This window comes from Paraburkholderia sediminicola (assembly GCF_046026895.1).
In the GTDB taxonomy this organism is placed as follows: domain Bacteria; phylum Pseudomonadota; class Gammaproteobacteria; order Burkholderiales; family Burkholderiaceae; genus Paraburkholderia; species Paraburkholderia sediminicola_C.
The window spans coordinates 1-12,645 of record NZ_JAQQEU010000034.1 but is presented as its reverse complement, the minus strand read 5'-3'; the positions used below and the strand labels follow the sequence as shown (position 1 = coordinate 12,645).

The 12,645-nt window shown below is 60.5% G+C and carries 12 protein-coding genes; 2 read left to right on the top strand and 10 right to left on the bottom strand.

All coding sequences use genetic code 11. From position 1 onward, the window contains the following. Nucleotides 1-365: 365 nt before the first annotated feature. The 5 genes from PQR02_RS22730 to PQR02_RS22710 all read right to left on the bottom strand — a co-directional run bounded on the left by PQR02_RS22730 (nucleotide 366) and on the right by PQR02_RS22710 (nucleotide 5,318). Nucleotides 366-1,103, bottom strand: a complete 738-nt coding sequence (locus tag PQR02_RS22730; protein WP_408236146.1) for an energy transducer TonB — start codon at nucleotides 1,101-1,103, stop codon at nucleotides 366-368. Next, nucleotides 1,096-1,494, bottom strand: a complete 399-nt coding sequence (locus tag PQR02_RS22725) for an ExbD/TolR family protein (RefSeq protein ID WP_408236143.1) — start codon at nucleotides 1,492-1,494, stop codon at nucleotides 1,096-1,098. Before PQR02_RS22725 ends, PQR02_RS22730 begins: the two co-directional genes overlap by 8 nt. After that, nucleotides 1,491-2,216, bottom strand: a complete 726-nt coding sequence (locus PQR02_RS22720; protein WP_408236140.1) for a MotA/TolQ/ExbB proton channel family protein — start codon at nucleotides 2,214-2,216, stop codon at nucleotides 1,491-1,493. Before PQR02_RS22720 ends, PQR02_RS22725 begins: the two co-directional genes overlap by 4 nt. 46 nt (nucleotides 2,217-2,262) lie before the next feature. Then, nucleotides 2,263-4,611, bottom strand: a complete 2,349-nt coding sequence (locus PQR02_RS22715) for a TonB-dependent receptor (protein WP_408236137.1) — start codon at nucleotides 4,609-4,611, stop codon at nucleotides 2,263-2,265. A gap of 257 nt (nucleotides 4,612-4,868) precedes the next feature. Further along, the gene (locus tag PQR02_RS22710; RefSeq protein ID WP_408236134.1) at nucleotides 4,869-5,318 is read right to left on the bottom strand and encodes a Fur family transcriptional regulator; all 450 of its coding nucleotides are present in this window, start codon (nucleotides 5,316-5,318) and stop codon (nucleotides 4,869-4,871) included. A 533-nt stretch (nucleotides 5,319-5,851) separates the two neighbouring features. Here PQR02_RS22710 and PQR02_RS22705 point away from each other — a divergent pair. Further along, nucleotides 5,852-7,201, top strand: coding sequence for a CobW family GTP-binding protein (locus PQR02_RS22705; RefSeq protein WP_408236131.1), 1,350 nt, complete (start codon nucleotides 5,852-5,854; stop codon nucleotides 7,199-7,201). Beyond that, nucleotides 7,198-8,229 (top strand): eIF2A-related protein, encoded by a 1,032-nt coding sequence (locus PQR02_RS22700; RefSeq protein WP_408236128.1) that lies wholly within the window; start codon nucleotides 7,198-7,200, stop codon nucleotides 8,227-8,229. The genes PQR02_RS22705 and PQR02_RS22700 overlap by 4 nt, the downstream gene beginning before the upstream one ends. Nucleotides 8,230-8,446: 217 nt before the next feature. On the opposite strand, the gene PQR02_RS22695 is transcribed toward PQR02_RS22700, so the two are convergent. The 5 genes from PQR02_RS22695 to PQR02_RS22675 form a co-directional block, all read right to left on the bottom strand. Further along, complete coding sequence (locus tag PQR02_RS22695) at nucleotides 8,447-8,860, bottom strand: hypothetical protein (protein ID WP_408236125.1); 414 nt, start codon at nucleotides 8,858-8,860, stop codon at nucleotides 8,447-8,449. A 448-nt stretch (nucleotides 8,861-9,308) separates the two neighbouring features. Beyond that, nucleotides 9,309-10,754, bottom strand: a complete 1,446-nt coding sequence (locus PQR02_RS22690; RefSeq protein WP_408236122.1) for an IS1182 family transposase — start codon at nucleotides 10,752-10,754, stop codon at nucleotides 9,309-9,311. Nucleotides 10,755-10,804: 50 nt separating this feature from the next. Continuing rightward, complete coding sequence (locus PQR02_RS22685; RefSeq protein WP_408236327.1) at nucleotides 10,805-11,365, bottom strand: class I SAM-dependent methyltransferase; 561 nt, start codon at nucleotides 11,363-11,365, stop codon at nucleotides 10,805-10,807. Beyond that, nucleotides 11,319-11,456, bottom strand: a complete 138-nt coding sequence (locus tag PQR02_RS22680) for a hypothetical protein (protein ID WP_408236330.1) — start codon at nucleotides 11,454-11,456, stop codon at nucleotides 11,319-11,321. Before PQR02_RS22680 ends, PQR02_RS22685 begins: the two co-directional genes overlap by 47 nt. Before the next feature lie 209 nt (nucleotides 11,457-11,665). After that, entirely contained in the window at nucleotides 11,666-12,628 is a 963-nt protein-coding gene (locus PQR02_RS22675) for an IS4 family transposase (protein ID WP_408236324.1), read from the bottom strand. Nucleotides 12,629-12,645 lie beyond the last annotated feature (17 nt).

The following is a 12,645-nucleotide window of genomic DNA, read 5'->3' as shown; positions in this document are numbered from 1 at the left end:
CCCATCTGCCGAGGGGCCGTTCACGTTCGCGCGATGCCAGTATGCCTTCGAAAGCACGCATTAAATTTGCTAGCCGCCGATGGGCACGACGGCTGAAGGGCGGCTTGTTGGACAGGCGCGGCCGTTCGCTAAATGATCGCGACGGGCCGCTCGTGGCCGACTACTGTCTCATGCGTTTTGCATCAACTCGTGCCTCCGTGGCGCCCAGTGGCCGGCCGAGATCGACCCATTGGAGCCACTCAGGCAAGATCTGCCAGCGTCCGTTTCCAGACCCACAGGAGACCATGCGCCAAGCCAGTTACCGATCCTCGCGGCACTGGTCGTTCCAACATCTGGTCACCGCCATGGCATACGCCAGGCGTGCGCTACTGGACCACGAGGTGGACGCGAACGTCTTGATGGCTCTCGACCGGCCTGCCATTCTCGGTGGCGGGGAAGAAGCGCCAGTTGTGCAGCGAGGCGAGCAGCAGCTGGTTCAGACGCGGCTGTTGCGTCGGCTGCAGGAGTTCGACCTCGACGGAGCCGTCCGGGTGAATCGTGAAACGCGCAAGCGCAATGGCGTGATACGCGGCTTCGCGCAAGTCGTCCGGGATTTCCGGCAGTGGCTGCGTGATTATGCGCGCGCCAGTATGGCCGCTGCCGCTGGCGGCGACGTCGGTCGCGGCCGGTGAACGATTGGCCACACTCTCCGATGGGATGGCCGATGCTGGCGGCGCCGGAGGCGCGGGGGAAGGCGCCGCCGGGGCCGAGGGTGGCGCTGGCGGCGCCACATGCGCGGCAGCTTGCTGGGACGGTTCCTTGTGTACGGGAGTCGCATGAGGCACCGGCGCCGGCGTTGCATGCTTGATGTTCGCCGGCCGTGCCGGATGAACCGGCGCGGCCTGCGCCGGCGTGCTTGTGGCCGGCGGCGGGGGCTCAATTTCAACGAGTTGCGCGTCGAGATTCGGAGGCGAAGGCGGCGTGATCTCAGGCGTCACGAGCAGTCCGCCGACGAGCACGAGCGCTGCGCACCACAACCCGAATGCGATGGCCACCGCAACGACGATGCGTGGTTTCGGCTCGTCCAGCAAGGACGTGTTGCTGAGGCGGCACACGTTACTCATGGTGAACGGCGATCAGGAAGTGCTGCACGCCGGCTTTCCGTGCTTCGAGCATCGCCTTGACGACCACGCCGTGCGACGCGGTGTCGTCGGCGGCAACCACCAGGTTGCCGTCGGGTTTCAGCAACGGCCGCAGTGCTCCCGCTAGCGCCGCGAGCGGCACTGGCTGCCGGTTGACGAAGATAGCATTGGCGCGCGTCACGGTGAGGGTTAGCGGCGTGTCCAGATTGAGCCGTTGCGCCTGGCCGCCCGGCAGGTCGATCTTGATCGAATCAAGTCGCTGCATCGAAAGCGATGCGAGCATGAACGTGGCCAGCAAAAAGAACATCACGTCGATCATCGGGATAATTTCAATCTTCCCGCGCCGAGCCTGTCTTGAGCGTTTCAGTTTCACGTGCGCGGTCCTTGCGCATGCTCACGGGCGAGCCGCAACTGCGCCGGCCCTTCCGCGCGCTCCCGGTCGAGCCGGCGTTGCACCGCTTCTTCCGGATCTTCCTGGTCGAGTCGGATCTGCCCGATCAGCCGTGTGCCGACCCGCTCGAAGTGATCGAGCAGCTCGCCGACCCGCCGGGACAAATAGTTGAACGCGAAGAGCGCGACCAGAGCGATCAGCAGGCCGATCGCGGTCGCGATCAGTGCCTGCGCGACACCGCCCGTCACACCGGTCGGGTTCGCCACGCCCTGTCCGCCGATCAGCTTGAACGAGTGCATCATGCCGATGATCGTACCGAGCAGTCCCAGCAGAGGGGCGGCCGTCACGATGGTTTCGAGCAGCCACAGCCCCCGGTTCAGCGCGCGCTCGATATGCTGCGCGGCGGTCTCGGCACGTGACTCGATCCACCAGATCGGCGCATGGCCGCCGTCGAGAATCGGCGCGGCGAAGCTGCGTAGCGCATGGCGCTCGGGCAGCGCCGCAATCTGTGCGCGTGTCTGCGAGAAATCGACGACGGGGGCCTCGATCAGTTGGTCAATGCGGGCTGGAATTCGCGCGAACCGGTGCAGCGAATAAGCCTTGTCGAGGATGATCGCAAGGCCGGCCACCGCGAGGACGGTCAACGGATAGATGACCCATCCGCCCAGGCGCACAGCGAGAAACAGTTCGGAAAAATCATTCATGGTGTCTTGGCTTCCTGCTCACGCGGCGGGAGGCCGCGCGGGTGGCTTAAAAGTATTTCGTGATGCCTGCGTAGAAAGCGCGCGTCGGTGCGAACTGCGGGGCGCCAACGCCAATTCCAGAACCGTCGCGCAATTCGTAGGCACGATTGAGCAGATTGACCACGACCAGGCGTCCATCGAAGTTGCCGACAAGGGGCGCCCGGAAGTGGTGGATGACCGCGAGGTTGATATTCACGTAGAACGGCACATGATCCGTGTTCGCAAAGCCGCTGCGCAGACCGCTGCCGAAGGTGGTATCCGCGCTGTAGGTCGTGCGGGCAAACGTGTAGGCGATCCCCGCCGAACCGGTGATCAACTGGTCGTGGTCGAGGTTGACCGGATGGCTGGCGATGTACGCAAGTTCATCGGGTGAGAAATTGAACTGGCCCGAGACGATGTTTTCGCCAGTTGCGCGGCTGAGCGCCAGGTTCGCATACGCGGAAAAATGCTCGTCCTTATAGTTGGCAGTGAATTCGACGCCGTAATCGTGGCCGGTCTGGTAGTTGAACGGCGTGTTGATCAGGGCGGTGCCGAACTGCCCTTCGTCGAGCAGATCGGTCGCCTTCTTGTAGTAAGCATCCACGCCCACCGTGACGGCGGAGGTGACGCGCTGGGTTACGCCGACATCGAAGTAATGGCTTCGCTCGGGTTGCACTGGCGAATTTTGCGGACTCGCAGCCTGGTTGGTCGTGTTGTTGAACTGCGCCACCGTGGTCGGCGCGATCAGTTCGAGAGGGGGGGGTGTGAAGTACCGCGCGTAACCTGCATGCAGCGTGGTGCTCGGCGTTGCCTTGTACACCACGCCGACGCGCGGGCTCAACTGGCTGGCATCGACGACTTCGTTCATTTTGTCGTAGCGCAGCCCGTAATTGATGATGAGCTTGTCGTTCACCTTCCACTCGTCTTGCACATAGACGCCAAAGAGCCGGCCGATCGTCGTGCTCGCGCTGTTGATCGTCAAGGGCTGGTCGGAGGACTGGGCGCCATCGACAGTGGGGAACACCGAGACACTGTCGTTGGCGACCGCGCGGTCCTGTTCGAAGTACACGCCGGCGCGCAGCGTGTGCGAACTGTTCAGCCGGTAGGTGGTATCGCCCTGCAGTCCATTGGCCCAATTGCTACGGAAGTCTTGCGAAGCGACGCCGTTAAAGAGCAGATCTCCGATCGGATCGGGGTTGAACTGCGTGCGCGTATAGCGCGTGAAGTACGCGACCTGATAGTCGAGCTTGTCGCCGTTCGTCCCCTGCAACGCGACGGTCGCGAAGTTGTTGAGTTCACTCTGGGTTTCGTTGAGCGCGGCGGAATCGAAACTGGTCCGGCCGTTGAGCACGAATTGGGTCGGTTGCCCTGGTGTATTCGGGATTTCGAACTGGTTGCTCGCGGTGCCAAAGGTGACGCTGACCCGGGTAAGCGGGTTGATCAGGTACGACATGTAGCCGAATGCATTGCCTTGCCGGGTGTGGTCGTGCAGCGGCGAGCCGTCCGAGGTCGGCGCTTCGATGCCGAGATCGTTCACGCCGGCCGAACCGCTGAAGTAGTAAGTCAGCGCGCCCTGGGTGCCGTACACGTCGCCGCTCGTCTGCGCGGTGCCGTGGCTGCCGCCGTACACGCCTAGCGAGCCGCCGTTGCCCGCTTCGCCCGACTTGGTCGTGAGATCGACGATGCCAGCGGTTCGCAACCCGTATTGCGCGGGAAGCGCGCCGGTGAGCAGGTCCACCTGTTGGATGATGCGCGTATCGAAGGACTGGCCAAAGCCGGAGATCGGTTCCGGAATCATGATGCCGTTGATCCGGTATTGCAGGTTCGCGTGTTCGCCCCGCACGTGGACCATGCCATATGAATCCTGCGCGACGCCGGGCGCTTGCAGCAGGACCTGGTTGAGCGGCGTCGCATCGCCCTGCGGCATGTTGTGGATGTCCGCGTCGGTAATGCGGTACACGCTGCTGCCGGTTTCCGGCGACAGTCCGTTGCGCGCCTGGTCGAGGCGCTGGGCACTGACCTGCACGTCAATCGCGTCGCTTTTTGTGAGCGCGACGGTAACGGAGCTTGCCGTTCCAGGGCTCGTGGTGGCGATGCTGCTCCCGCTAGTAAATCCCGTTGCGGTGACAACGATTGCATACGTCGCGGGCGTGACGTCCTGCACTGAGAAATGCCCGCCTGCATCGGTTTTTGTGGTTGCTGCGGACGCCCCGGTTGCGGTTTGAAGGACCACATTGGCGCCCGCTACGGGCTTGCCGAGACTATCCGTGACGAGGCCGCCTACCGAGCCGTCGCCCGACGCGGCATAAACATGGCCCGCTAGCGCTTGCGCGAATAGCAGCAGCGCAGCGTGAGAGAAAAGTGTGCGATGTTTCATCGATTTGACTGTCGTTATTGAATAGGTTGCATCCCACTACGCGGTATTCCCTGCGTCATCGCGCCCAGTTGTCCTTGTCCCAGGCGATACCGCACTGCGGCGGTGCTTCTAACGCCACCGCTATCGGGATCAGTAACCTTTTGCGCGCAAACTGTTAAATGCAATACGGAACGCAATGTTATAACATTGCGTTTCAAAATAATGCACGCATGGCGTTTTTTTTGCGCCTGACTGCATGGCGAGGCGGGTACGAAAGGTCACCCGGCGCCCGAGCAGGATTCGCACAACCCCCTGATTTCCGTTTCCTGCCCGTCCACGACGAAGTGAGCGGTGCGCGCCGCGCCCTCGAGCGTCCTTCGCAGCGCCTCGTCGTGGACCACCGAAACCGACCCGCAGCGCTTGCAGACCATGAAAACCTCGTGCTGTCCAACGACATCGCCGCACGCCATAAAGGTACTGGTCGTGGCAACGCGCCTCACCAGCCCTTGCTCCATCAGGAAATGCAAGGCCCGGTAAATATTGGATGGGGCGGCATTGGTGCGGACCGCCCGCATGTCTTCCAGCAACTGATACGCCGTGTCGCGGCCGCCCCGGCTGAGCAATAATACGAGGACCTGCCGGCGCTGGGGCGTCAGCCGATGCCCGTGCAATGCGCAGCGGGCATCGGCCCGCCGTAAGAATGAGTTCGTCGCGCGTATTCCGGTCACCGAGTGCTTGCCTGGCTAACAGGGAAAATCATTGGGTTCTATTTGCATGTCATGTCACAACGTCATTTGCAGCCGCCAGCTCCACTATCGCTACATGTCAAAAGCCGCCTGCTACCTTTCGTGAATCGCATCTCCTCGCCAAGCCATCGCAGCCGTTACGGGCGACGCCCCATGATTTTTTGTGAGCCTCACTAGCCGGCACCACCGGCCCCAGTAGCGTCTTGCTCATTTGAACAAGGACACCAGCGCTATACGGCTGGCACTACAGCGAATTGGCGGGCTATGGAGCGCCCTACCCGCGCCTTTGCCCAACCCGAACCCATCTCCTCAAAGAGGATGGAATGTTATAACATTTCGTCATTCTGCGTTCGGCTCGGTCAACATGAGCAGACAGCATCGTTCGGCGAACGCGTCCTACGAGGCCGCGCACGCCACGATTGAAGTCATTTCCTGTTCCCGATGCGATGTGCGGTTCACCGCGGCCAGGGTTGGCAAATGCCTGGACGCTTCCCTATTGACTACAGCGAGCTACCATGAACGACACACGTGTTCCAGTCACAGTGCTGACTGGCTTTTTGGGCGCGGGCAAGACGACGCTGCTCAATCGCATCCTGAGCGAGAAGCACGGTCTGCGTATTGCCGTGATCGAAAACGAGTTTGGCGAGATTGGCATTGACGATGCGCTGGTGATCAACGCGGACGAAGAAGTGTTCGAGATGAACAATGGCTGCATCTGCTGCACCGTGCGCGGCGATCTGATTCGTATCCTGGGCAACCTGATGCGTCGTCGCGATCGCTTCGATCACATCCTGGTTGAGACGACTGGCATGGCCGACCCTGGTCCGGTATGCCAAACGTTTTTCGTCGACGATGAAATCCGCTCAGCACTCCGGCTGGACGGGATCGTCACGGTCGTCGATGCAAAGCACGTGCAGTTGCATATCGACGACACGGACGAGGTGCGCGAGCAGATTGCCTTTGCCGACGTGATCCTGCTTAACAAGGCCGACCTCGTGTCAGCCCCGGAATTGGACATGCTGGAGCAGCGTCTGCACGGCATGAACGGGTTGGCGCGCATCCACCGCACGGTCAACGCCGACATACCAGTAAAGACAGTGATGGATGTGGGTGGCTTTGACCTGAGCCGGGTGCTCGAAGATCGACCGGCATTCCTCGAACCGGAATATCCGTTCGAGTGGGCCGGCATCTGGGAATTGCCGGCCGGTATCACGGAACTACGCCACGGTAGCGGTCCTGATCGCACGATTGGCACACTGTTAATGCCAGCCAAGGGTGCCACACCTGAAGACCTGGACCAGGTGACGACCAGCGCGAACATCGCCTTTACCAGGCAACGCAAGTTACAGCCAGCCAGTGCAAAGCTGATGGCCGGTAGCACCCCAGTAAGCCTGCGCGTTCCCGAAGCGGGTGCGGAGCGGAGCGTGCAACTGCTCATTTCGCAGCCGGGTCCGTATGCGTTGGTCACTGAGCACGGTCCAGACGAGTTCGATCTGCGGCTCGAGCGGGATGGGCAGCGCATCACTCCGTTGATTAGCCGCGAATTCAACGCGGGCCACACTCACGACGAGGCCGTCAACTCGGTTGGCATTAGCCTGGAAGGAGCGTTGTCGGAGCACAAGCTCAACAATTGGCTCGGTCCACTGCTGGCGGAAAAGGGCGCGGACATCTATCGCATGAAAGGTATCTTCAACATCGCTGGCGAGGACCGCCGCGTCGTCCTGCAGGGTGTGCATATGCTCATGGACAGCAGCGCGGATCGCCTCTGGAAAGTAACTGAGCCGCGCCGCAGCGAGATCGTGTTCATCGGACGCGATCTCGACCGTCAGGCGCTAACAGAAGGCCTGAGAGCGTGCCTCATATGAGCCGCATTGAGGAATCTCAGCCGCTGCGGGTCATGTGGGAGGTACAGGGGAGCGATTATGTGAGCACGTTGGCATGGTCGCCAGACGCAACACGGGTTGCGGTGGGACATGCGGATGGCACCCTGGCAATTTACGACGCGCTTGATGGCCGCCAGATCTGGTGCCATGACGCTCACGCCATGGGGGTGGGAAGTCTCGCATGGTCGCCAGACGCGCGGATTCTGGCAAGCGGCGGACTGGACAACAGTGCGGCGCTGTGGGCGCCTGCTGAGGGGACGGAACTACGACGACTGAAGGCGGGTCGCGGCTGGGTCCAGAACCTGGCGTGGTCGGAACGAGGAATCCTGGCGACCACCGCCGGACGTGAATTACGCCTGTGGGATGCGCAGGGCGACGAACTGCACGCCTTCGAACCGGCTTCCAGTACGCTGACCGGTTTGTGCTGGCAGCGCGAAGACAGGCTCATGACATCCTGCTACGGAGGCATTGAGCAATGGCGTACCGACGCGGCTAAACCAGTGCGCATCTATGCGTGGAAGGGCTCGCTGCTGCAACTGACCGTTAGCCCGAATCGCCGCACGCTCGCGGCGTCCACGCAGGAGAATGCCATTCACCTGTGGAACGCTGAAAGCGCTGACGATTTCCGGATGAGCGGCTATCCAACCAAAGTCACGGCAATGGGATGGCGGCACGACAGCCGCTACTTCGCCACCGGGGCCGGTGCATCGCTTGTCATTTGGGACTTCGCCGGTGCCGGACCGCAGGGCACGGAGCCATTAACGGTGGCGGCGCACACGGCGCGCATTAACACCATCGCATTTAGCCATGCAGACGCGCGTATAGCGAGTGGAGGCGACGACGGCATTCTGGCGGTCTACGATACAGGTTCGCACAGGCGCGTCGCGAGTCAGCGCGAGGACGTAGCAGTCAGTGTTCTGGCATGGAGCCCGGACGATCGTGTCATCCTGGTGGGTTGCGCAAGCGGACGGCTGAGTCTATTCGCCAGTCCGGAGGCGCAGGGTACCTGAAGTCTTCCGGGTGAGGGCGTCCCTCATGCCCTCACCCGGGACCGTCGCGATCGCGTCCAGGGGTAGTGTCGTCAGCGCGTCGGGCAGTACGCTCATGACGCGAATCAGTCGGCCGAGCCAGTTCTTTTGCCCACTTTCCCGCGCAACACGCCATTGCATGACCTACCATGGTAAGGAAGCGAGCAGTTGAAAAATAGGGGGCCGCAATGTCCCCGGACTACGGTGCCGCCGAGTCGCTCCTGTCGACTCGTTGTGCGTTTGGCCATTCAGACTGACGGCTGCGCTTGAACCACGGAGCCTTCACATGAGCACCTGCAACGAACCACATCACGCTCGCCACGACCATGAGCATGGCCCGAACTGTGGACATACTGCAATCAGGCACGACGATCACATTGATTATCTGCATGACGGTCATCTGCATCACCCGCACGGCGATCATGTCGACGAGCACCGGCTCGAAGTGAGCGCCAAAAATCCGGACCAATGCACGCCTGACTGCGGGGGCCACGACCCGGCCCACGTTCACGGACCTGGGTGCGGCCACGAAGCGGTGCCGCAAGGGGATCACGTCGACTATCTCGTCGACGGCCACCTGCACCATCCGCACGGCGATCACTGCGACGATCACGGCCCGGTCGAGCTCGCGTGAGCGGGCGATGGCAATGGGCTGAAATACCCGAAAGGTGATATTCGTCGGCGGACTTCACCCGTCGATTCTCTCCGCGACGGATCGGATGCGGTACGCGTGCCCGAAGAAAAAGTGCTTGCGGGTATCGAGCCCGAAAATGCGTCTACCGTGAAAGCTCATCTTGAACTCGGGCGCGAGCACGCGCCCTCCTGAATCGAGGCGCACGGGCGTCAAGACCCATGCATGCGTCGCAAGTTCGGCAGGCGAGCGGCTCCAGTCAGCTTGGAAACGGCCAGTCGCAAGTTGTCTGTGAGCGACTCTAACTGGCCGAGGGCGTGTGGGAACTCGATTTTCGCGGCTGAGGGCGAGGTTGGCGGTCGGGTCAATCAAGTTGGATGCGTCGAGCTTGCGCTATTCGAGCAATGCGAGCAAGAAGCCCTTCAGGGCCTCAGCTTCCAGCCATCCTCATTGCCTTCATTGTCCTCGTAACACCAAGTATATTCATGACTCGCTTGAGGTTGTATGCCAGTACCTGAAGGCTCATTTCGGTGCTCACTCTCCCGAGCGTCCGGGTCTGGAAGTGTGTGGCACCCATCCAATGCTTGAGCGTGCCGAAGACGTGTTCAACGGTGCTTCTTCGAATGGTCATCGCATCGGGCTTCCGGTCGAGCCGACGCTGCATGGCTTCCAGTACATGTTCGTGCTCCCATCGTTGGATGCGGCGATAGTCGCTGGGTGAGCATCGCTCCTTGAGATGGCAGCGCGGGCATGCGCTGGGCCAGTACACGTTCAGATTCATGCCATTCTCAACGGTCTTGAATCGAAGAATTGCGCGCTCGCCGGCGGGGCATCGATACTCATCGTTCCTGGCAACGTAGATGAAGTCGCGTTTGGTAAAGAGCCCTTTCTTCCTTGACGCCGAGGTGAGTGGTTTCGGGACATACGTAGTGATTCCGGCCAGTTCACAGGCACGGATGTCCGGACCACTGAAGTAGCCGCGGTCAGCCAGCACCTTCAGCTTTAGCTTGCCCATCGCGCTCTTCGCAGAACTCGCAAGCCTGCTGAGTTGCCCGTGATCGCCCCCGATATTCGTCACCTCGTGTTCCACGATCAGATGGTGCTTCGTATCCACGGCGGTCTGCACGTTGTAGCCGACGGTGCCGGTTCTCTTGCCACCGCTGGTCATGGAGCGGGAATCCGGGTCAGTCAGCGATAGCTGTCTGTCCGGTTCTTTCTTCAACCGCTCCTTGATCTGTTCGAGCTCGCGCATCCGCTGGCGTAACAGCGCAATCTTCTCGTACAGGCGCACGGTTTTCACATCGAAACCTGTCGGACTGGTCCGGTCTGCCGTTTCAATCATGTCGAGATATCGCTGAACGCTTTCCTCAATCTGCTGCTGACGCTTGTCGATCTTGCCTGCCGTGTAGTTCCTGTCGCGGCTGTTCACAGCCTTGAATTTGCTGCCGTCGATGGCCACCATGTCGCTGGATAGCAGCTTCAGTCCACGACACAGTTCGACGAAACGACGACATACGTTGCGGATGGCGGGGCCGTTGTCGCGGCGAAAGTCGGCGATCGTCTTGAAGTCTGGCGCCAGACGTCCTGTCAGCCACATCAGCTCGACATTGCGTTGGCATTCGCGCTCAAGACGTCGGCTGGAGGGTATGCGGTTCAGATACCCGTAGATATAGATCTTGAGCATCACGCCTGGGTGGTAGGACGGGCGGCCCGTGACTGCGGGCGTGCTACCGTTGAAGCCAAGTTCCGCAAGGTCCAGTTCGTCGACAAAAGCATCCATGACCCTGACTGGATTGTCCTGTCCGATGTAGTCATCGACGCATTCGGGAAGCAGTGCGACCTGCTTGCGGTCATCGCCTTCAACGAATCGCTTCATGAGTCACCCGGTCTCAGCGCGTTGATTCAGTTTAGGCGATCAATGCGTTTTCACACACCCTCGGGCGCTATCAGCCGAATCACTCGCGCCTCGTCTTTTATGAAGGCCAGTCGGGTCCATGTCACACCCATGCGCCGATTTCCGCGCTGGGCGGATTCGGTCTGGAGTTTCAACACAGCTTGCAAACCGTATGCATTTGCGAGTTGAACGGTTTCTTCGGCCGAGACGTGGAATATCCTTCGTCCTCTCGGAACCGGGCCGTGACGCAAGGACATGACCAGCGTACCGTCGCTGGACATTAGATTGCTGATGTTGGGCATCGCTCGACGACGCTCGTCTGCGTCAAGATGCATCCAAACAGCCGAGAGCATCACTATGTCGAATCCTCCACGTCTTGCATGCAGTGTCGCAAGATCCGGCAGGCTATCGTCCAACCACTCAATCGGGGGAGACGGATGCAACTTGATTCCGGCAGAGCGGAACGTGTCCACCGGTTCGACCGCTACAACTGTGTGTCCCAACTCCGCAAGAGCAGCGGCGTCGATTCCAATACCGGCTCCGACGTCAAGGATACAGGCGGGCTGCCTTGAAATGAGACATGACCGGTGCATGTTGCTCCTTGAACGAGATTTCTTGCCAATGCTCAATTAGCGATTCTGCCATCTCCGCGTAGCCTTCTGTTCCACTTACATTGAGCGACATCCCCTCACTCCTAGTGATCGGTGCCTGAAAGTGCTGCGTCGACACTTCAATGTAGTTGGAGGCGCATGTGGCTCTCGTCGTAGAAGCCGTCCGGGCCCAACAACGAGAGTCCTGTTCCAGGCCAAACTGCTCGCACCCCGAACGACGCGGTCGACTCCGGCCCGGCATGTTTGTCCTCGACATGGCTAGCTCGGACCGAGTCACCGACATTATGTCGCCAACGTGGGCGGTGGCCTAGCCGGCCGCTCGATCCATAGCTTCTTGAATCGATACCGAAATGGCTTTGATTTTACAATCCGGGGACGCGTGCGACCGGGACGCACTTGGTGGGGCAGGCAAACGATACGTCTCGCCAGTCGAACTAGCAACGCGGGAAGGTAATCCTGCCTCCCATCGCTCGCCACTCTCAAAAATTCAAGCTGCATGGCGTGGTACGACCGAACGAAGCTGAGTCTGTGCGGTGATACGTCAGCGCTGCTGGCAATCCTGGACATGGCGATGCGAACCAAGTTGTAGGCGATGAGGGCCCCCCAAAACTCTTGATAGACGCAATCAACAGTTTGACTCCTCAATGTCAGCCCAGCGCCTAACATCGTATCCTTTAGTTCGAGGTAGCTCGTCTCCACCTGCCAACGACGTCGGTAGGTGGATGCGATGTCCTCCGGTTTGAATCGCCGCCTGTCTGTTAAAGATGTCAAGAGTATCCGTTCACGCCCCTTCGCGTCGGTAGTTCGGATCGCGCGAGCATGCCAGTGTTCAGGCATGCCTGGATTCGCGCGTCGTGCAGGTTGCGAGACCTTGAGCAATACGAGCTGGTCCTCTTTCGTTCCCTCTATGTGCTGCCACCGGGTATTGGACTTTGCCGGAATGATGAAATGTCGACTCGCACCTGAGGCCCTGAGACTCCACAGGATTTGCGCCGACATAAAGCCCTTATCGAACACAGTGACGGAATGGTCGGGAATGCGAGGAATGAGTTGGCGGGCCGTTAGCATCTCATTCTTTCCATACGGGCCTATTTCAGCATCGCGGACGATATGTGTGTCGATCGACGAAAGAGTTACGGCGCGAGCTTGCGGGTAACTTCCCACTCTACCGCTTCCACTTAGCTGTGACCCGAAATGTGCACGGTTGCAGTGACTGTCGGCTGTCCGCAAAGTGGTACCGTCCATAGCGAATAGCGTGAGGC

Bases quoted from the DNA above. Each gene is read 5' to 3' on its own strand.
- PQR02_RS22675 (WP_408236324.1), bottom strand. From the start codon at position 12,628: ATGGACGGTACCACTTTGCGGACAGCCGACAGTCACTGCAACCGTGCA.
- PQR02_RS22700 (WP_408236128.1), top strand. From the start codon at position 7,198: ATGAGCCGCATTGAGGAATCTCAGCCGCTGCGGGTCATGTGGGAGGTA.
- PQR02_RS22705 (WP_408236131.1), top strand. From the start codon at position 5,852: ATGAACGACACACGTGTTCCAGTCACAGTGCTGACTGGCTTTTTGGGC.
- PQR02_RS22715 (WP_408236137.1), bottom strand. From the start codon at position 4,611: ATGAAACATCGCACACTTTTCTCTCACGCTGCGCTGCTGCTATTCGCG.
- PQR02_RS22690 (WP_408236122.1), bottom strand. From the start codon at position 10,754: ATGAAGCGATTCGTTGAAGGCGATGACCGCAAGCAGGTCGCACTGCTT.
- PQR02_RS22680 (WP_408236330.1), bottom strand. From the start codon at position 11,456: ATGTCGCTCAATGTAAGTGGAACAGAAGGCTACGCGGAGATGGCAGAA.
- PQR02_RS22720 (WP_408236140.1), bottom strand. From the start codon at position 2,216: ATGAATGATTTTTCCGAACTGTTTCTCGCTGTGCGCCTGGGCGGATGG.
- PQR02_RS22685 (WP_408236327.1), bottom strand. From the start codon at position 11,365: ATGCACCGGTCATGTCTCATTTCAAGGCAGCCCGCCTGTATCCTTGAC.
- PQR02_RS22730 (WP_408236146.1), bottom strand. From the start codon at position 1,103: ATGAGTAACGTGTGCCGCCTCAGCAACACGTCCTTGCTGGACGAGCCG.